This window comes from Paenibacillus tabacirhizosphaerae (assembly GCF_040812395.1).
Taxonomy (GTDB): Bacteria; Bacillota; Bacilli; order Paenibacillales; family NBRC-103111; genus Paenibacillus_E.
Map to the genome: position 1 here is coordinate 314,156 of NZ_JBFNXH010000004.1, position 19,855 is coordinate 334,010.

A 19,855-nucleotide genomic window follows, 5' to 3' on the forward strand; every position below is an offset into this window, starting at 1 on the left:
ACGTAATTTTCATGAAAAATTCCGCTTAAACCATTCGGCTGCCGCGCCAACCTCGCTGTGCGTTAACTGATGCCCTGCCCGCTCCCAATGGACCTCGACGGGTGCGCCTGCACTGCTCAGCAGCTCCTTCAGCTCCTCTGTCTCCTGCGGCGAACAGATCGGATCATTCTCGCCTGCTCCGATGAAAACTGGCACGCCGGACAAATCCGGCAGCTCAACACCGCGTCGCGGCACCATCGGATGATGGAGAATTGCTCCCCGCAGAGCGCCAGGATAATGGAACAGCAGACTGCCCGCGATGTTAGCGCCATTCGAGTAGCCGATTGCTACAAGCTGATGGCGATCGAAGCCATACTCCCCGGCAGCCTCATCGAGGAAATCGTTCAATTCCTTCGTCCGAAAGAGGAGGTCCTCCTCATCGAAAATACCCTCAGCCAGCCGCCGGAAAAACCGCGGCATCCCATTTTCAAGCACATTGCCTCTGACACTGAGCACCGATGAAGCAGGCGCAATGGCCTGTGCTAACGGCAGCAGATCGTTCTCTGTGCCACCCGTTCCGTGGAACAGCACAACGACAGGTGCATACGGGTCCGTACCTTGACGAAAGATATGTTTCATCCTTGATCCTCCTCCAATACGCGTACTTGAATAGGCGGCAAATTAACCTCGATTTGGGCGCGATGCTCTTCAAACCATTCCGGCAGCATCAGTTTCTCGCCAAGCGCTTCCGGTTTCTCATCCCGCGCGAAGCCTGGAGGATCCGTTGCAATTTCGAACAAGATGCCGCCTTCTTCGCGGAAATAGATCGCGTTGAAATACTGACGATCCACAATTGGCGTCGGCTGGAATCCGCTTTTCTCCACGTGACTTCTCCAAAGTCTGTGCTCGGCATCATCTTTGGCGCGCCAAGCGATATGATGCACCGTACCTGCGCCGCCAGCGCCATACGGCATTGGGGTCACATTTACGTCGATGATATTGCCCAAGTCGCCTGTCGATTTAAAGCGGGCATACGCACCCTCTTGCCCTACTTTTTGAAGACCCATGACAGTCTCGAGCAGCTGTGCAGTTTTGTCAGGCGCTGTGCTGTATAGCACTGCACCCGCGAAGCCTTTGATCGCTTTATCTACGGGCACGCCGCCGAAAGACCACTGGCTGAGCGGGCCTTCTTCGCGTTCAACGATCTCCAGCTGAAGACCGTCGCGATCCTCGAATTGAAGATACGTTTCTGCGAATCTCACCGTTTTCTGAACAGGGATATTAAACTTCTGCAACCGCGCTTCCCAGAACGGAAGACTCCCGACTGGAACCACGTAAGAGGTGATCCCAACTTGACCGCCACCGATTCGGCCTTTCCGTGAATGGGCCCAAGGGAAAAAGGTAATGATCGTGCCCGGGCTCCCCATTTCATTGCCGAAATAGAGGTGATACACTTCCGGCGCGTCGAAATTGATCGTCTTTTTAATCATCCGAAGTCCCAGCACGCCTGCATAGAAGTCGACATTGTCCTGCGCATTTTGCACGAAAGCTGTGATATGGTGAATTCCCGCTGTAGGTTGTTGAGTCATTGTCATCCATCTCCTTTTATACGATTAATTTCTTAAAATGCATTGTAGCTAACAAACTCGCCTAACGGCTTGCGGTAACCGCGCGGCCTTTGGCTCGCAGTATCCTCTTTGCCGATCGTAATAAGAAGCGCCGGAATATGCGTGTCCGGCAGGTTCAAGGCTGATCTCAACGCCTCGGGGTCAAAGCCAATCATCGGGCAGGTATCCCAACCTTTTTCCTTGGCTATGAGCATGAAGAGCATCGCGGATAAGCTCGCGTTCCGAATCGCTTCTTCGTGCTTGAACCTTTCGCCCCGGCTTTCATAAAAGCTTAGAACCGACTCAACAGTCATGTCATATTCCTGCTTATTGATAACGCCTAGTGCAAGCAGCCCTTCATTCATACGGGCCACATCCTTGTAGGCATCCTTATTGCCTAGAACAACAATCGCGGCGGAAGCTGACTGCACTTTATATTGTTTATTAGCCGCTTCATAAACCTTGTTTTTAAGATCGGGATCTTTGACAACCACATAGTGCGTATGCTGCAAATTGAAGGCGGACGGAGCGAATTTGACAAGATTAAAAATCTCATTCAATTCTTCATCCAGTATGTCCACACCCGGAATAAATTTATTAGCGGACCTGCGCGCTTTGACTAGCGACGTTATTTCATTGATTGTATTCATCGGAATGTCCCTCCTGGGTATCTGCTTAATAGTAAGGCCGAAAATTTATTTTACTTTAAGAATCTTTATTTAGAGATATTGGCCAAAAGTTTAAGCAGTTCTCCCCTGCTTTCAGGGCAAACTACTTAAAGCCTTCCTGCGCGAATTTGCCTAGCTTTTTGAGCAGCTGGCTGGCGACCTTTTTCTCGTCATCCGTTAGCCCTGCGACCGCTTGATGAATAACATCGGCATGCTTCGGAAAGATATCTTCGATGAATGCCTTCCCTTGCTCCGTAATCTCCGCATAGATGAGACGGCGGTCTTCGGTTGAGGTTCTGCGCGTCACGAATTGCTTCTTCTCCAGCTTATCAACGACATACGTGATATTGCCGCTGCTCATCAGCACCTTGCCGCCGATTTGTTGAATCGGTTGCGAGCCTTTATGATACAGCAGTTCGAGCACTCCGAACTCCGTGCGATTCAAACCGTGCTGCCGAATATCCCGGTCCGCATGCGAGTTGACCCATTGGCTGGCTCTGGAAAGTGCGATATATAGACCTAAGGAATCTTCTTTTGCCTTCGATTCACTCATCGGATTCACCTCTTTTCGAGCGGGTGTGTGCAACCCTGTTTTTATCTTAAATTTAAGATAATACAATTGCAGATAAATGTCAAGTCTATTGTGCCAAAACTTTTGTCACGCGGCTCCTTTACGCTTCCCGCTTCGAAAGCTATCATTTCTTATAGACTTGAGTTGAAATGTTAGGTCGCTCATGAGAAAATCGGATGGAACGAAGCCTGTCTAAATAAGCAAAATACAAGAAACCTTACATGCATCGGCGCACATAAGACCCCTTGTATTTAATAGCTGTACCCTATTTATATGATAAGGAGAGTGGGTTCATGAAGTTTCGAGCCGTGTCCGACGAGACCAAATTCAACTACATGATTTGGAGTATTAAGCAAGAAATCCATAGAGAAAATAAATATTTGGGGTCTCTTGGCTACGATCCTACGCCGATCCTGGATGCCGTGAAGCAGCACATTGATACATGGGATCCCCTTCAGCTATTGGCACTGAATAGTCCTTCCGACGAGTATGACGGTGAAACTCGAACTATTGCCATCTATATAACCAAGCATCTTGAGGATTTGGACGCGTCATCCCTGAGTTCAGCCATCAATAATGTATTCCGGAAATCACTTCAGGAAGAATTTCATCAACAAGCCGAGTCCATTGATATTGCAAACCAAATCCTGCATACCTTGCGTGCTGCAAGCGAGCGTTAACCCGCCATCTCTGTATGGTTCAAAAAGGATTTCAACCGCTCCAGTTGGAGCAGGTGGTGGCGGTAATGCATCTCGACGAGAGCAAACCATTCTTTTGCATTAAGCCCGCCAAGTCTGGGATGCATAACGACATGTGCCGGAGAGATTGCCTCAAGCGCAGGGGCGATCTCCTTCATTTTTTGGAGCACCGCTTGCATGCCTTCAATGATCTGCTCCTTGCTCTCGGGCTGCTCAGGCGTATACAGCGGGGAAGACGGAACCCGAATTCGTTCGGGCGGAAAGCCGCCTAGCGCAAAGATAGCTTCACCTGCTTCTGTTTTCTCGCTTGCAGCCGCGGCCCCATCTATACTTTGAATTCTGCATTTTTCAACATTGCCAAGCTGCATGTAAAGTGCGGTCTTAACGAGATGGAGGTACGTCTGTCCCAGCGACCAGTCTTCCTCGTTTGGCTGGCGTCTTAGCTGCTCTAAGCTGAAAGGCTGTAATTCCTCCAGATAGCGTTTAGTTAATTCCTCGAATTGTTGCAGGGTTTCGGTTGTTTGCATCAATTGTTAAGCTCCTTTCGAATCATCTTAACTTGATTATACCTAGCAACCGCTGACAACAGTGTGGCAGTAATGTTTTAAACTTTTCCCGTGGCGGTCGAAGTCTCCGATTCCCCTTTTTGCAGCTGATACATCTTGGCATATCGGCCACCCAGCGCCATGAGCGTATCATGGTTGCCGCGTTCAGCAATCTCACCCCGATGCAGCACTAGAATCTGGTCGGCATCCCGAATGGTCGACAGACGATGGGCGATGACGAGCGTCGTTCGGCCCTCGCTGACAACCTTGAGCGCTTTCTGAATCAGTCCCTCTGTCTCGCTGTCGATGCTGGCTGTCGCTTCATCCAAGATCAGAATGGAGGGATCGAACGCTAAGGCTCTGGCAAAAGAAATGAGCTGCCTTTGACCGGAGGACAGCGTGCTGCCCCGCTCCACCACCTGCTCGTCGTAACCGTTCGGCAGCTGTTCAATGAAAGGCGCGGCGCCCACATCGCGCAGCGCGGTTTTCACACGATCCAGCGTAATGTCCTGATTATAAAGGCTTACATTGAACTTAATATCCCCGGCAAACAGGAACGGGTCCTGCAATACAATGCCCATGTGCTTACGAAGCGCTTGTTTGGAGAGCGTCGTAATATCTACGCCGTCAATCGTGATCTGGCCTTCACCCGGTTCATAGAAACCGAGCAGCAGGTTCATGATGGAGCTTTTGCCTGACCCTGTATGGCCGACAAGCGCCACCGTCTCTCCTTTGCGTGCCTCGAACGAAATCTGCTTCAGCACGTTGTCGCCTGCTTTATAAGCGAACGATACGTTGTCGAATTTCACAACGCCTTCTGGGCGGCTAACATGATCGGTCTTCGCGACCTCCTCGCCTTCCATATCCAGAATCGAGAACACCTTCTCAGCGGAAACGAACGCTCTCTGCGCATTCGTCAGTTGATCGAATATCCCAATAATCGGCATAAAAATGCGCCCCAGGTAATCGATAAACGCATATAACACCCCAAAGGAAATCGCCGTTTGCAGCGATTCCTTGCCAAAATACCAGATGACCATCGCAGTCACCAAGCTGCCGATCGTGCCTACAATATTACGGGATGATAACGAAAAAATGCGGAATTGCTTGATCTGATTCACATACCGGTCTTCATTGAGCACTTCAAATTCTTGAATCGTGACTTTCTCACGGCGAAAAGCTTGAATGATCGGCATCACCACGATTGATTCATTAATCATTGCATTCATATCACTCAGCCGCGCGCGCATGATCGTGATAAATATTTTCGAATATTTCAAATGGATCGTCATAATGACCGCGAATAGCGGCGGCAGCAACAAGCAATACATCGCCAGATGCCAATCGAGCACGAACAAAGCCACGAATATGCCGATCAGCTGCACCATGCTCACAACGAACGTCGCCATGAAGCTCATGAACAAGTCACGGATCGCCTCCGTGTCATTGGCGATTCTCGATACGACCTGACCAATCGGCGTATTGTCAAAATAACGCAGCGAGATGCGCTGAATGTGCGCCATCAAATCCATTCGCATGTTTTTGATAATTTTCAGCGCTGTGGATTGCAGGATATATGCTTGCGTGAAATTACATATACTTGCCGTTAGCACTAAGCCTAAGACCAAGGCAAGCAGCTTAAGAACTGGCCCCAAATCACGGATACCCGGGGACAGATGGTGATCAATAATCGTTTTGGTTATATAAGGTCCGCCCAGTTCGGCGCCCACCGCACAGCAAAGAATCAGCAGCGCGCCGATAATTCTGAACTTATAGACGAGAGCATACGTGAGCAGTCTTCTCGTCGTGGACTGCATTGGCATTATAGCGTCCTCCTTCGCGTTTCTGCAGGTAAAACTTCCTCCGAAAACAATTGCTGAATGTTACGCGGCAAAACTTTCTCCGCAAGCGATGGTATAAGCGGACACCCGATCTTCGGGGGATTCAGCTCCGGGGAGTGAGCTTGAGCGGTCCATTCGTTCAAAATGCGGGTTTTACTAGCTCAGAAGCACTAACCCTTAGTCGTTGCAGCAGGTTCGCGCACAAGATTTCCCTTGAGTAGCCTGCTTCGCGGAACGTGAGTGCCTTATTCCACGTGTTTGCCACTTTTTGAGCTCTTTGGTGGATCGTCAGTGCGCTATTAGGGCGCATTCCTGCTTTTTGAGCCTATTTCCCCCTAAATAGCGCACTGTAGTTCCCCTCTGGCCCTCAAAAAGGGGGCTATTCACGAAATAGCGCATCTCAGTTCCGCGAAACTCATGCGCACTCCGTGGAGACCCCGTGCGCCCCAGTTACGCATTGGGGAGAGATAGCCTCGGGTGCGCTCCAGCTACGCACTGGGGAGGAATACCCTCGGGTGCGCTCCAGCTACGCACTGGGGAGGGATACCCTTGGTTGCGCTCCAATTACCGTGTGCCAACTTCCCTTGCTGCGTCAGAATGCCCGCAGTCTGCTTTCGTTTCACACCTTGTTGCGACACGGCCTAGTGCGCCCCCCAGCTTCAACTGCAACGCTTTACTTCAATCTTCCAAGCTAGCTTCCATCTGCTGGCGATCCCACTGCTCTTTGTACCAACCGCCGAACAGCATGAGCTCCTCGTGGGTGCCTTCCTCGACAATCCGCCCCTCATCTAGAACAAGGATCCAGTTCGCATGGCTGACCGCAGAAAGGCGGTGTGTGGTTATGAATGTCGTCTTACCCGCACGCTCCAACCGGACATGGTGCAGAATCCGGCTCTCGGTCCGTGCATCGACCGCTGACAGCGCGTCGTCGAGCAGCAAGATTTCCGAGTCGATCAACAGCGCCCGTGCAATCGCTAACCGCTGCTTCTGTCCGCCGGACAGCATGACGCCGTTTTCACCGACGATAGTCGATAAACCCTCCGGCATTTGCTCGATGTCCTGTGTAAAAGAAGCCATTTCGATGGCTCTGGCCATCTCTTCCGCCGTCGCCTCTGGCTTGCCGAGTGCGATATTATCGCGAATCGACTTGGAGAGCAGCAGATGCTCCTGCGGCACATACGCGATCCAGCGCTTCATTTGATCAAGAGCAATCCGTTCGACGGGAACGTCTGCAACAAGCAGTTGCTCCGGTTCCACTGGGTACTGACGCAGCAATTGCTTCAGCAGCGTGCTCTTTCCGCTGCCCGTTTTACCGACGATGCCCAATGTTTGTCCGCGCTCCAATCGGAAAGAAACATGAGACAGGCTTGGATGGTTGGAGGTTGGATAGGTGAATGTTAATTGTCTCATTTCAATAGAATCCGGCAATCCCATGCTTGCAGGCGCGTCCGCATCGGCAATATCCGATTCTTGAGCAAGCGCGGTTTCCAGTCGGTCTGCCGAGGCGCTGCCGCGCTGGAGAACATTAATGAACTCGCCGAAGGCAATCATAGGCCAGATCAGCATACCTAAATAAATGTTAAAAGAAATCAGCTGCCCCAGCGTAATTTCATCATGAAAAACAAGATAAGATCCATACCCGATGCCAATAGAATAGCTGACTCCGACAATGAGCGAAATGAGCGGTTGAAAGAGCGCATTCAGAAGCGATACGCGTCTGTTTTTATCCATAACTTCTGATGTGACTTTATCAAAAGCGGTAAGATCATGCTCCTCTTGCACATAGGAACGGATCACACGGATGCCGGAAATCGATTCCAGCGCATGATCGTTCATTTTGCCGAAAGAGGCCTGCGCCGCGAGAAAGCGGATCCTTACCCTTTCACCCAACTTGTTAATAACGACAACCAGGAAAGGCAGCGGAATCAGCGCCGCAAGCATTAATTTGAAGCTGATAAAGGAAATCATCATAATAATTACGACCGATGCGCCAACCAGCGTATTCACCAGCGTCATCACGCCATAGCCGGCCGTTTGCCCGATGGCCAGCACGTCGTTCGTTGCCAGCGCCATGAGCTGCCCCGTACTATTGCGTTGGAAGAAGGCCGGCGTCATCTTCGTCAGATGCGCAAGCAGCCGTCCGCGAAGCACCTTCTCAATCAGCGCCGAGTTCCCGAACAAGGTAGTGATCCATACATACGCCATCACATATAACAACACGGAGAGACCAACAAGCAAGAGAACTGTCTGGCTTAAGCCGGACGCCGTCAAATCGCCGTTGCGAATGTGATCGATGGTATTCCCAATCATTTTGGGCGGTATGGTCGAGAGCAAGCTGACACACGACATCAAACTGATAGCCAGCACATAGCGGCTCCAACGCCATTTGAAAAACCACTGCAGTCGAATGACAAAAGACAAAAATTCCACCTCTTTCCAATTAAGCATATACCCTGATTCTATAGCTTCATTCTATCGAAGTCCACCTCTACTCACGTTTTAATCAAAGTTTCCGATTTACTCACAAAGCGAAGCGGAACAAACGTATGCCCTCTATGATCGATGCTGGTTGCGGCAGAGGCATCCCCGTGGCGAAAAATGCCGTTACGATTAGAGCCCTACCTATTTTCTTCACAATCTTGTCTCCTTCTGTCCACAAAAAAAACGGCTGTCCCCTCATGGACAACCATTCACGCATCCTGTTTAACTCTGATCTCAAAATCCTGCTTGTTTGTTCGCCTTATGGACCTTCAACAGCTTCCCCTTGATCGTCGTTTGCTTCATAACGTCCAGGACATGCGGGCCTTTGCCATTCAAAATATCCACATAGGTGACATTGTCCTGAATCGTAATAATGCCTATATCCTCGGCTGTAACGCCGTCAATTTTAGCAATTGTTCCCACAAAATCCACGGCTCTGAGCTTCTTTTTCTTGCCGCCGTTGAAATACAGTTTCATGATTTCTTTATTTATAAGCTCGCTTTTATCTTTGATCATGCGGGGCTGAACATTGATTTTCTTTTCAAAAGCAGCCGCATAATCGAGAACTTCAGCCTCGGATGGCGCTGTCGCTTTAGGAATCTCAAAGCCTATGTAAGCTTGAATGTCCGCCAAATACTTCCCCTCATGGGGCGTAATGAAGGTGATCGCTCTCCCGGTTTGACCGGCGCGCCCGGTACGTCCCGTGCGATGCACATAGCTTTCCTTCTCTAAGGGAAGGTCATAGTTAATCACATGCGAAATATTTTTAATATCAATGCCTCTTGCCGCGACATCGGTGGCGATTAAGTATCGGAATTGCCCTCTTTTAAAAGCGTTCATCACTTCGAATCGCTCTTCTTGCACCATGCCGCCATGGATTTTATCGCAAGGGTAGTCCAGATCGGCCAGCTGCCTAAACAGGTGATTGACTTGCTCTTGCGTCCGGCAAAAAATAATGCAGCTATCCGGGTTTTCGACAACGGTTACATCTCTAAGCAACGCGAGTTTATCCGCTTCACTCACTTCGTATAGCGCGTGTTCAATGGTCGCTGTCGTAATCCCTTCCGCCTTGATCTCGATTTGAACCGGATCGTTCATATACTTAAGAGATAAATTCTCCACGTCTGCCGGCAGCGTAGCGGAGAACAGCATCGTCACACGCTCGCTCGGCAGCCTCTGGATAATCGCCTCCACTTGCTCGATAAAGCCCATATTCAGCATTTCATCCGCTTCGTCGATGACGAGGTAGGCCAATCGCCCCAAGGCGAGCGTGCCTTTTTCAATATGATCCAACACACGTCCAGGCGTCCCTACGACCACGTGATTTTTTTGATGTAATTCTACCTTCTGTCTCGCGAATGGCTCTCTGCCATAAATGGCCGCCGCTTTAATGCGCTTAAACCGCCCAATATTCGTGAAATCCTCTTTCACTTGTGCAGCAAGCTCGCGCGTAGGCGTTAAGATCAACGCTTGCGGTTTGTTCTCATTCCAATCGACCAGATCGCATATCGGAATGCCGAATGCGGCAGTTTTCCCACTGCCTGTCTGCGATTTTACAACTAAATCCCTGCGCTCCAGCGCTACGGGAATGACTTCGCTCTGAACATCTGTCGGCTGCTCGTATCCCAAGCCTTCCAGCGCTCTTAGGATGTCATCGCTTAATGGGTAGTCCTTAAAACGTTTGTCACTCATACAGGTACCTCTTCTATTCAATAAGTTCTTCTTTGCATTATAGCACGTTGTCTCTGCTAGCGTTTTGCATGTTGGGGCGAGCGCTTCAAATGAGCAGAAACAGCGCCCAGCTCAGATCTGTGATTAGCAATGGAACATCGATCCGCCATCTCGCGGAACTACAAGGCGTTAATCTTCCAAATTGCCCATTTCCCGACCGCGCCAGGGAACTACGATGCATGATTCAGTATTTATGAACCTACAACCTGTCATTTCCTTATGGATAGCGAACTGACGTTCCACAAAACGACCATCGAGGCTCGAATCTCTGCAAATAACGCCCCCACGTTCCGCGGGGAATCCATTTATCATCCCCTAAATCTCACTTGCGTTACTTATATAAATAAAGAGCGCCCTCAGCGGACGCCCTTCCTGTTTAAAAAGGATTCAACACATGAAAGAACACGTTCGGCGACGCTATCCGGTAGTAATAGCTGCACCAGCCTACCCCCTTGTTGGTGAATCGGTTCGTGGTGCTGTACAACAAACGCTCCTGCTCCAGCTCTTCGATTCGCCCGATCCGACCCTCCACATAGTCGAGAAGCCTTAGCGAAGCCGTATCCAGCCGGTTGACAACACCGCCATAGCGAATGTCGATGACTTCCCAGCCGAACGGCTTGAACATGCGCAGCCACTGGGCGCGATGGGCGGCGCGCAACTCCCGCACAGCTTCCGCAATCGCAGGCAGCACGTCCGTCGCGATACGTCTCAGCGCCGCCGTATCCTTGGCGTCGTAAGCTCGCTTCAGCTCGATGCCGATCTCGCTCTTGATCTTCAGCACCGCGCATAGCTTCTCCGGCACGTCGAACAAATAATCCAGCTCGGCGTCGCTAACGCGGCGGCTGTGAATATCCCGCTCCACCTTCGCATAGTGTGCCGCCATATCCAGCCCCTCGATCTGCTTGTCGAACATGCCCAGCAACACATCCTGATACAATAGGAACTTGGAAGGATTGCTCTGCTTCCGGTTATCCGGCTCAGATCCCGGCGTCTCATCCAAATATTTGAGCTGCAAATACGCGTCAGCCTCGATGCCCGTACAGAATTTGACCCTGTCCGCCAAGCGCTGCCAATCCAGCTTATCCTCCGAGTAGGCATGCTCCGCATACAGTTGCAAGCCCAGCAGCGCAATGAACGGGTTGCTTTCCATGCCGTCGTCGCCCCACATCGTCGCATACACTTCGCGGATGCCCTCTTGCTTGCACACCTGCAGCGCCGTATCCGAGGCGTGCAGTGACAAGCCGTAGTTGACGCCGAACGTGTTAAATACCCACACAGCGCCAGCGAAAACCAGATTACAGCCAAGCGGGCGGTGCTTGGCAATCAAGCTTTCGTATTCCTCACGTTCTGTATGTACATAGTCCCAATACACCATATCCACATCTTTCGGGATGCGGTCGGCCATATCCTCCGGGATTTGCGTGTCTTCATCGTAATATTCGCTGCCTCCATAGGAAGCAAGCTTCAAGAACATATCGCTCCACATCATCGGCCTCAGACCGCGGCGGCGGGCAACATTCAGCACTTTCTCCAAATGCCCGGTCATAATGTCAAAGCGGCTCACATAACCGTTAAGGTCCAAATATTTTCCACGTCCCAGCTCTTCCGCTTCATCCATGCCAACATGAATTTTGCGGCTGCGAAATGGCGCACTGGCGGCTTCGATCATCTTCTCCACCAACTGATCCGTCTTCTCTTCCCCGACCAGCAGCGCACCCTTCGTATCCTTATAATGTTTCACCGGCTCCCATTTCAGAAACTCCTCCAAATGCGCAAGGGTCTGGATACTCGGAAAAGCTTCAATGCCGAACTGATCCGCGTAATCGTCAATCTCTTTAAGCTCCGCTTGTGTATAGCGCCCCCGCATATACCCGAAATAGGGCTCACCGCTGATTTCATAGGTGTCTTCCAAATACAGCATGACGGTATTCAGTCCCATCAAAGCCATTTTATTCAACATGAATTTGAAGCTGTCCAGGGTCAGCACCGCATTGCGAGACAGATCGAACATGGGACCGATCGTATCGAACTGCTGTTTTTCCTGTATATGAAAAGTTTCTCCGCTGCGGCCATGCTGAACAAGCAGTCCGAGTCCACGGAAAAACTGATGCTTTTGCCCATAGCGTATATACGCTTCGCCCTGCTCTATCCCTGCTGCCAATTCACCTGCCGACGGCTCGACGCGCACAATCATGCCATCCTCCGCTTCCGTAATCCGAAGCTCTTGCGATAACACCGCTATGCCGGGCAGCAGCGCGGCCATATCCCCAACGAAACGCAACTTCATTTGTATGTCCTCCTAGACTGGTGTCAGTATCTGCTACTTTGAAGCTTACACGATTTCATCTTTATTATCCATATATTTAATTAAAATCGCGCAATAATAACTAAATTTATGACGTTTTCAATCATATTAACACCAAACCTATGAAATGATACAAGAACAGAATTCCCGCAGCAGCAACAAAAAATACCACCTCTACCTGGTAGAAGTGGCACTGAACGATCTCATAGATTGCTATTTTTTGCTCAATTCCAAGTTATCTTCGATATGCAGCATTAACGTTTCCAAGGGATTCACAATACTGCTGCCCGTTTCTTCTTCGATACATCTAGCCGCTTCTGCCATAGATAACTGCGCTACCGCAATCTCTTTATCCGGTTGTGATGACAGCAAATGGTGCATATAAGCGGTCAACGCACGCAGGTACTCCTCTTTTTTCCCTTGCATGATCAATTCGAAAGTATGCTCAATGATGCGCACGTCCACCACCGGAGATTTCCCGCATGCTTCTGCATAAGCATGAAGACGTTCCAGCGTGCCTTCAACCGTAGCCGTGTTCGTGAAAAGCAGGATTTGCGGCTGTTCCCGGGCACATATCGCCTGAAAAAATGGCTCATCAATTTTGATGATCGGAACGGTTGTCGAGAGCTTCTCCTCTTGAAGCAGGGCTACATAGTTCGTACATGTTACCAAGATCGCATCGACGTGACAGGAGGCGATCCACGCTATTTGATCGTTTACTTTTTGTTGCGCATCCTCCAGGCTAAATGCCTCATCCGATCCCACGCGGGATACCAGGCCAGGGTCTACAAAGTGAAGCAGCTCAGCTTCATAGGAGGCGAAGGCCTGTTCCATATACGCAATGTTCGAATAATGGGCATGCAAGCAGCCGATACGCTTTTTCAAAATAAACGCCCACCTTCCATTATGCTCTGGCTTGCAATAAGTTCCCCTTGATGCTACTACGAAACTTGATAAAAGTCACGATCCGCCATGTCGCTAAGTAGCTCAGCGTAACCAAGTTGCTCAAGAATCCCAGCGTGCTTGGATCGATCGCATGTATCGTAGCGACAACAATAAACCGAAGCGCGAAGATCGCAATCAAAATCACAAACACCCTATTGTCCCGCTTAAAATAGGTATTTCCATCTTCGCGAACTTCAAACTTCGTCACAGCGATAAGCGGTAATGAAATGACCAGACCCAGCAACAACGCGATGAAGACTTCCGCTGCTTGCAAGTGGAGCCGCGGATCCGTTAATTGAAGCAACGATGTCGAGATGTACAGAATCGGCAGCAGCAGCGCGATCCCTGACTTGGCAATCGGCGTTTTCGTACCGCGTAATTGACCGCGCATAATCAAAATAAATATCACCAGCGAAATACCTAAAGAAATTGTCGAATTCATGTTACCAACACTCCCTTAATCGATTTGATTTGATATTCAAATTATCTCTCATAAGGCAGTGTTCAAGAAGTGAAAGAAGTAAGCAGTTGAGGGTGACAAACGTCACCACCTTTTCTGTCCGTTCTCTATTTGTTACTTGGCCAACTCGACAAATCCTCTTCCGAAAACATCACGCACATCATGTATTGCGACGAATGCTTGCTTATCGTGCGCTTTCACGATTTTTTTGAGCAAACTCACCTCTTGCTTGCTGACAACGATATACAGAACCTCTCTTGGTGTTTTGGCATAATAGCCTCGGCCATATAGAACCGTAACTCCTCTGTCCATCAACACATTCACTTGTTCGGCAATCGCATCCTGCTGCTCGGATATGATCGTAACCGCCTTCTTGGGATTAACGCCTTCAATAATGAAATCCATCACTTTCGTCGCGATGTACAGCATGACAATGGTGAGCATCAAACTCTGGGCACCAATGACAAAATAAGAGGATACCGCCACGATCAAATCGAAAAACAACAACGAGTAACTGACATTCCAGTCCAAATACTTACTGGCAATCCTGGCCAAAATCGTAGATCCCGCTGTGGTCCCGCCCACCCGGATGATCAAGCCTAAGCCAATACCGGCGAAGACCCCGCCGAAGATGGCATTGAGCAGCGGTTCATTAGAAGCAATGCGCCAGCCCTCTGTCAGGTATAGAAAAAAAGAATTAAAGACCACAGCAATGATCGTATACAGCATCGTCATTTTATCCAGAAATTTATAGCCTATCAGGAGAAGCAGCGAGTTCAGCACCAGATTAACGAGCCCGGGTGACCAATGGAAGAGATAAAATAAAATGATGTTGACACCCGTGACCCCACCTTCACCGAACTTGTTGGGAATGACAAATAGATTAACAGCCAACGCAAACATCAAAGATCCCGCTAACAGAAAAAGAATATCCTTACCTTTTTGTTTCATGATCGTGTCCACCCGCCTTAAGCTGAATCATGCGCAAAATTTGCTCGGCCGCCTCTTCAAGCAGCGGCTCCGTCTGTTCCATTGCCTCCGCAAGCGTCATGGGACGATTCACTATGCTGACCACCGCCGACACACCCTGGTCGTACAAGCTGTCTATTCCTTGGCCGATGGAGCCCGCCACAACAATAACAGGGACGCCGTGGGTCTTGGCGACTTGAGCGACGCCCAACGGCGTCTTACCGTGGGCCGTTTGGGCATCCACCCGGCCCTCGCCGGTGATAACCAGATCGGCTTTCCGAACAGCCGCTTCCAGTCCTGTGATTCGGGTCACAATGGATATCCCCGACTCCAGTTCTCCGCTTAAGAAAGCCAAAATGCCGCCGGACAGGCCGCCAGCCGCGCCTGCGCCCGGAACGTCATGAATGGCTACGCCTTGCGTGCCTTCAATGACATCCGCGAATTGCTTCAACCCCCGCTCCAGCTTCGCAACCATTGCGGTTGTCGCGCCTTTCTGAGGCCCGAATACGGCGGAGGCCCCATTCGGACCGATGAAGGGATTGTCCACATCGCAGGCGACAGTGAACCGGCAGTCCGCAAGACGCGGGTCCAGACCGTTCGTGCGAATGGCTGCTACGCTCTCCAATTCACCGCCGCCATAGCCGATTGGCTGTCCATCCTGATCTAGAAGCTCCACGCCCAAAGCTTGCAGCATGCCTGCCCCGCCATCATTCGTTGCACTGCCGCCCAAAGCCAGAATGAATGTTCGGCAGCCTTGATCAAGTGCCGCGCGTATCAATTGGCCGAACCCATAAGTTGTCGTTTTTAACGGATTGCGTTCCGCACTTTCAATCAGGCATAGCCCGGATGACATCGCCATTTCAACGATACAGGTTGTGCCGTCTCCCAGTAGGCCGAATCCGGAATCGATCATGCGCCCCAGCGGGTCTTGCACAGAAACGCGCACGAATCTCCCCTGTGTGGCGGCGATCAAACAGTCCATGGTTCCTTCGCCGCCATCGGCCATCGGGAAGACTTGGGTAACGCTTGCAGGCGATGCCCGCTTAATGCCTCTTTCTATCGCACGCCCAACACGTTGAGCAGTCAAGCTTCCTTTAAACGAATCTGGCGCGATGACAATGTTCACCTTGCATCCTCCCAACATGGCAACTTCTGCCTCTGCTGACTATTATACAGGCTGTCTATTGTCCTGATAAGCAGTTTTAGCTGTTCGCGCCAGCCCACAGAAATAAGCCTGGAGCTGATCAAGAGATCGACCCCAGGCTTTCCGATTTTCTGGCAAGCTATGCAACTAGCTGGCTATCGTTTTAAAATACTGATAAATTTTGTTTAATTTCACTTCCTGTTTTCCCTTCGGACTCTCCATACTGCCGAATTCAAAAAATTTCACTTTTTTTATCCCTACATATTGGAATAAAGCTTTTCTCATTAATATTTTGTGCGCATTATACAACCAGAACAGCGGATACAGTGCAGGTCCCTTCATCGTCGACACGCAAACAACCGACTTCTCTTTCATAAGCCCCTCTGGTAAGATACGGCCGTTATTCTTGAAAGCAAAGCCTGAGACAAACATCTTATCGATGTACCCCATAAGCATAGCCGGCGGGCGTCCCCACCAGATCGGGTACACCAGCACGATTTTATCCGCCCACATCAGCTGCTCGCGGTACTTAAGAAGCTCAGGATCGGCGTGCAATTCCCTTCTGCGCTTGGTTTCGTTGAAAACCAGCACCGGGTTAAACCCTTCCTCATATAAATCCAGCACCTTGATCTCCGTGATCTGGGGGTTCTCTGTGCTGCCTTGGATGACTTTTTGCAAAAATGCATAGCTTAAGCTTTGATGATTCGGATGTGTATATATGACCAATGTGTTCAATCATTCCACCTCTTTACTTATCATTTGATAAGCAAATCATATCACATCCATATTTTAGTTGTCAAATGATAATTGTTTTATGATAATTGTTTTTTGATAATTAATTTGTTATCTTTGTCAATAAGAAGCGAGGTGGTTGCTGTGGACAAAACAGCTCTTTTCCATAGATTTGTAACCTTCATTACAGCTGTTCATCATGCACAGCATGAAATGGCGAAGGATGTTAAATTTGATGCCATTACTCCTCTCCAATATAGCATTCTGGAATACATCGCGGTCAGCCAGCCCGTGACCCTTAGTGAAATCAGCGATTGCCAGCACATGTCCATGCCGAATACAAGCCGTGAACTGAAGAAGCTGACCGAAAAGAATCTATGCGAGAAATTCGAGGTCGCCGAAGACAGGCGCAAACAATATATTCGCCTATCCGAGCAAGGCCAGACGATGATGAACAATGCATTCGCTAGCATCAAAGGCCGCTTCCTGCAGCGGTTAAAAGATACATCCGAAGGCGAGCTGGAAGAAATCCAACATGCGCTGGATGTGCTTCAATCCAAATTTTTCCATTCCGGCAAATCCCCACAATAAGCGCAGAGCTGCCTGTTATTTGCACTGACCTATGGAAATATTAATTTTGTAACTGCCATAGACTAGAATTTCATCCAAGAGCTTTGACAGCAGGTTATGATCAGGTACTTGGACTTTTAAAATAAAGCAGGGCTCGCCGCTAACACGGTGAGCCTCTTTGATTTCATCGCGTTCCTGGATGAATGCTTGAAACTTCGTATGCTTATAGTCCCTTATCATCACGGTTACAAAAATGCAGAAGGTATTCCCCAGCAATTTCTCATTCAGCCGGACCGTATATCCCTCTATAACCCCTAATTCCTCTAACCGCCCAATACGATTAGCTACCGCCACGCCAGACATATGAACGATCTCCCCAATTTGTTTCCATTGCAATCTGGAGTTCGTTTGCAAACAACGCAGGATTTCCATATCGATGTGATCAATCACTCCGGTTCATCCTTTCATAGACTAAGTAATAGGGTAAAAACACTTTCATGAATGTATGTAAGGGGACGATTGTATGCGCTAGAATGCTTACTAGAGGGTCCTCGAAATACAATTATTACCTACTTGGGAGGGTTAAGACAAGTGATAAAACAGCTATTTATTCTATTTTCAATATGCCTAGTATTCGTTGGTGTGGTTGGTTGTGGCGGCAACCCTGCAGCGGGTGCGAGTAAGGTGGCAAATGCTTCCCCTCATGATCAGCACACGCAACAACCAGCAAAAGCCGGTCAAGCTGCCAAATATTCGCTTGATGCTACCGTTTCTAAAGAAAACGACAGTTATATTCTGAAAGTGACTACCAACTTGAAGCTTTCAAGTGAACACTATGAGGGGGCGCCAGTAGACGGAGAAGGCCATATCCACTTTTATCTGAATGGCACATTAGTTGGCCCAATCAAGGACACAGCTCCTTATCCTCTTCAAGGTTTGCAGAAAGGCACGAATAAGATCAAACTCGCGCTGGCCGAGAACAATCATACCGAAATCGGCGTGTTCAAAGAGCTCAGCGTAGAGAAAGCTGATTAACTTCCTTAAAACCCAACGCGGAAGATCAAGGATCACCGCTAGGTCCTTCATTAAAGGTAACGACGGAACTACAATCTCTTATTTCTTGGAATAGCCCCGGTTTTAATAGTCACGGGGAACTACGGTACGTTAAACAAGTTGTTTTCAGCCTGTAATCCCCGATTTCTGGTAAATAGGGAACTGCAGTTCCGCGAAATGACCATTGAAGCCGATATGCCTAGCCATAACGCACTGTAGTTCCGCTTGCCCGCGTATGAAGACGATCTCTTTCGAACTTAAACTTCCTGGCTACAAAGAAAAACAGCCACTTTCATCGAAAATGATGGAAGCGGCTGTTCTTTTTATACGAATTCACCGTTGCTGCGAATCGTTTAGCCGGTGATCCACTGCACGTTCCCATCAGCTCATCATCTGTTTCACTAATTCCCGATTACGCAGCTTAAAGACTTCGTTATGCGAGGATACCATCCCGACTTTATCCGCTTCAGGCTGAATATATTGTTTCGCTCTGTTGACAGCATTGGCGGCATCTTGGAAGGCACCCGCGATCAAGCGAACTTTTCCATCATGCTTCAAAATATCCCCGGCCGCATAAAGCCCTTCTATCGAAGATTCACTGGCGGCATTGCCTGCGATATAAAAATTTTCAACAAGCGTGATATCCAGTTCACTATTTTCAAGCAATGTGCTGTCACGCTCATAACCATGATTAATAATCACTTCATCAATAGCCAAATAGGAAACTTCACCTGTCTCATGGTTGGTCAGCTCAACCCGTTCAATGGCTTCATGATTCGCACTGGCCGCTAGCTTGGTGATCGATGTGTTTAAATAGCTAATTACAGAGCTGTTCACAAGCTGCTTTACTTGAGATTCATGCCCCGTCAGCTCGCTTTTGCGATAGGTAATATACACTTGTTTGGCGATCGGCTCTAGTTCATTCGCCCAATCGATGGCCGAGTTGCCTCCGCCTGAAATGATCACGGTTTTGCCTTTGAACCGCTGTAAAGATTTCACGGTATAATTTAAATTCGAGACCTCGTAACGCTCTGCGCCTTCAATCTCCAGCTTCTGAGGATTCAGAATGCCGGTGCCGACGGCAACAATGACCGTCTTCGAATAATGTTGTTGGCCGGAGGCCGCCTTTAATACGAAAATGCCATCCTCATTCCTTGTAATCGACTCCACTTTTTCATTCAAAACAACCTCAGGATTGAACGTCAATCCTTGCTCCACAAGCTTTTCAATCAGCTTGGCCCCTGAAATTGGCGTATGTCCGCCCACATCCCAAATCATTTTCTCCGGATATACATGAATTTTGCCGCCTAGTCGTGGCTGGTACTCAATCAGCTTGGCCTTCATTTCTCTAAGTCCGCTATAAAATGTCGAGTAAAGCCCCGCCGGACCCCCTCCAATTACTGTCACATCGTATAATTCCTGTTGTTCCATTGTTCCACTCCTTTGCGCCAAATGTAATTGATTATCATTCTCATTTAAATATACGCCGTTTCTCCCACTTTTACAATCATAAATAGCGGTTGACAAATGAAACGACCAGGATTAAAGTGTGTAAT

General features: G+C 49.2%; 19 protein-coding genes. 3 read left to right on the forward strand and 16 right to left on the reverse strand.

The genetic code is table 11. The annotated features are described in order from the left end of the window. Positions 1-9: 9 nt before the first annotated feature. The 4 genes from ABRS97_RS09930 to ABRS97_RS09945 form a co-directional block, all read right to left on the reverse strand. On the reverse strand, positions 10-618 hold the full coding sequence (locus tag ABRS97_RS09930) for an alpha/beta hydrolase (protein ID WP_367813359.1): 609 nt from the start codon (positions 616-618) through the stop codon (positions 10-12). Beyond that, positions 615-1,568 (reverse strand): ring-cleaving dioxygenase, encoded by a 954-nt coding sequence (locus ABRS97_RS09935; RefSeq protein ID WP_367813361.1) that lies wholly within the window; start codon positions 1,566-1,568, stop codon positions 615-617. The genes ABRS97_RS09930 and ABRS97_RS09935 overlap by 4 nt, the downstream gene beginning before the upstream one ends. Before the next feature lie 32 nt (positions 1,569-1,600). Continuing rightward, positions 1,601-2,236 (reverse strand): nitroreductase family protein, encoded by a 636-nt coding sequence (locus tag ABRS97_RS09940; RefSeq protein ID WP_483312438.1) that lies wholly within the window; start codon positions 2,234-2,236, stop codon positions 1,601-1,603. 121 nt (positions 2,237-2,357) lie between these two features. Continuing rightward, positions 2,358-2,807 (reverse strand): MarR family winged helix-turn-helix transcriptional regulator, encoded by a 450-nt coding sequence (locus ABRS97_RS09945; RefSeq protein WP_367813362.1) that lies wholly within the window; start codon positions 2,805-2,807, stop codon positions 2,358-2,360. Positions 2,808-3,118: 311 nt separating this feature from the next. Here ABRS97_RS09945 and ABRS97_RS09950 point away from each other — a divergent pair, with 311 nt between their 5' ends. Next, entirely contained in the window at positions 3,119-3,505 is a 387-nt protein-coding gene (locus ABRS97_RS09950; protein WP_367813364.1) for a hypothetical protein, read from the forward strand. Here ABRS97_RS09950 and ABRS97_RS09955 read toward each other — a convergent pair. The 10 genes from ABRS97_RS09955 to ABRS97_RS10000 form a co-directional block, all read right to left on the reverse strand. After that, positions 3,502-4,050: a DinB family protein gene (locus ABRS97_RS09955; RefSeq protein WP_367813366.1), complete on the reverse strand. Its 549-nt coding sequence runs from the start codon at positions 4,048-4,050 to the stop codon at positions 3,502-3,504. The two genes, ABRS97_RS09950 and ABRS97_RS09955, sit on opposite strands and share 4 nt — an antisense overlap. A 77-nt stretch (positions 4,051-4,127) precedes the next feature. Then, positions 4,128-5,891: an ABC transporter ATP-binding protein gene (locus ABRS97_RS09960; RefSeq protein WP_367813368.1), complete on the reverse strand. Its 1,764-nt coding sequence runs from the start codon at positions 5,889-5,891 to the stop codon at positions 4,128-4,130. Between the two features lie 696 nt (positions 5,892-6,587). Beyond that, entirely contained in the window at positions 6,588-8,330 is a 1,743-nt protein-coding gene (locus tag ABRS97_RS09965) for an ABC transporter ATP-binding protein (RefSeq protein WP_367813370.1), read from the reverse strand. 294 nt (positions 8,331-8,624) lie between these two features. Further along, positions 8,625-10,082, reverse strand: a complete 1,458-nt coding sequence (locus ABRS97_RS09970; RefSeq protein ID WP_367813372.1) for a DEAD/DEAH box helicase — start codon at positions 10,080-10,082, stop codon at positions 8,625-8,627. A 415-nt stretch (positions 10,083-10,497) separates the two neighbouring features. Beyond that, positions 10,498-12,408, reverse strand: a complete 1,911-nt coding sequence (locus ABRS97_RS09975; RefSeq protein ID WP_367813374.1) for a beta-N-acetylhexosaminidase — start codon at positions 12,406-12,408, stop codon at positions 10,498-10,500. Positions 12,409-12,639: 231 nt separating this feature from the next. Further along, a complete protein-coding gene (locus ABRS97_RS09980) occupies positions 12,640-13,311 on the reverse strand; it encodes a hypothetical protein (protein ID WP_367813375.1) in 672 nt (223 codons plus the stop codon). Positions 13,312-13,330: 19 nt separating this feature from the next. Beyond that, positions 13,331-13,813 (reverse strand): CcdC protein domain-containing protein, encoded by a 483-nt coding sequence (locus ABRS97_RS09985; protein ID WP_367813377.1) that lies wholly within the window; start codon positions 13,811-13,813, stop codon positions 13,331-13,333. A 132-nt stretch (positions 13,814-13,945) separates the two neighbouring features. Next, the gene (locus tag ABRS97_RS09990; RefSeq protein ID WP_367813379.1) at positions 13,946-14,782 is read right to left on the reverse strand and encodes a YitT family protein; all 837 of its coding nucleotides are present in this window, start codon (positions 14,780-14,782) and stop codon (positions 13,946-13,948) included. Beyond that, positions 14,766-15,926 (reverse strand): glycerate kinase, encoded by a 1,161-nt coding sequence (locus tag ABRS97_RS09995; RefSeq protein WP_367813380.1) that lies wholly within the window; start codon positions 15,924-15,926, stop codon positions 14,766-14,768. The genes ABRS97_RS09990 and ABRS97_RS09995 overlap by 17 nt, the downstream gene beginning before the upstream one ends. A 165-nt stretch (positions 15,927-16,091) precedes the next feature. Further along, the gene (locus tag ABRS97_RS10000) at positions 16,092-16,679 is read right to left on the reverse strand and encodes an NAD(P)H-dependent oxidoreductase (RefSeq protein WP_367813381.1); all 588 of its coding nucleotides are present in this window, start codon (positions 16,677-16,679) and stop codon (positions 16,092-16,094) included. Positions 16,680-16,820: 141 nt separating this feature from the next. Here ABRS97_RS10000 and ABRS97_RS10005 point away from each other — a divergent pair, with 141 nt between their 5' ends. Continuing rightward, positions 16,821-17,267 (forward strand): MarR family winged helix-turn-helix transcriptional regulator, encoded by a 447-nt coding sequence (locus tag ABRS97_RS10005; RefSeq protein WP_367813383.1) that lies wholly within the window; start codon positions 16,821-16,823, stop codon positions 17,265-17,267. Positions 17,268-17,282: 15 nt separating this feature from the next. On the opposite strand, the gene ABRS97_RS10010 is transcribed toward ABRS97_RS10005, so the two are convergent. Beyond that, positions 17,283-17,696, reverse strand: a complete 414-nt coding sequence (locus ABRS97_RS10010; RefSeq protein WP_367813384.1) for an Lrp/AsnC family transcriptional regulator — start codon at positions 17,694-17,696, stop codon at positions 17,283-17,285. Positions 17,697-17,837: 141 nt separating this feature from the next. Here ABRS97_RS10010 and ABRS97_RS10015 point away from each other — a divergent pair, with 141 nt between their 5' ends. Next, the gene (locus ABRS97_RS10015; RefSeq protein WP_367813386.1) at positions 17,838-18,281 is read left to right on the forward strand and encodes a hypothetical protein; all 444 of its coding nucleotides are present in this window, start codon (positions 17,838-17,840) and stop codon (positions 18,279-18,281) included. Positions 18,282-18,680: 399 nt separating this feature from the next. Here the strand turns inward: ABRS97_RS10015 and ABRS97_RS10020 are convergent, their stop codons facing one another. Beyond that, positions 18,681-19,730: an NAD(P)/FAD-dependent oxidoreductase gene (locus tag ABRS97_RS10020; RefSeq protein WP_367813388.1), complete on the reverse strand. Its 1,050-nt coding sequence runs from the start codon at positions 19,728-19,730 to the stop codon at positions 18,681-18,683. Between the last annotated feature and the right edge of the window lie 125 nt (positions 19,731-19,855).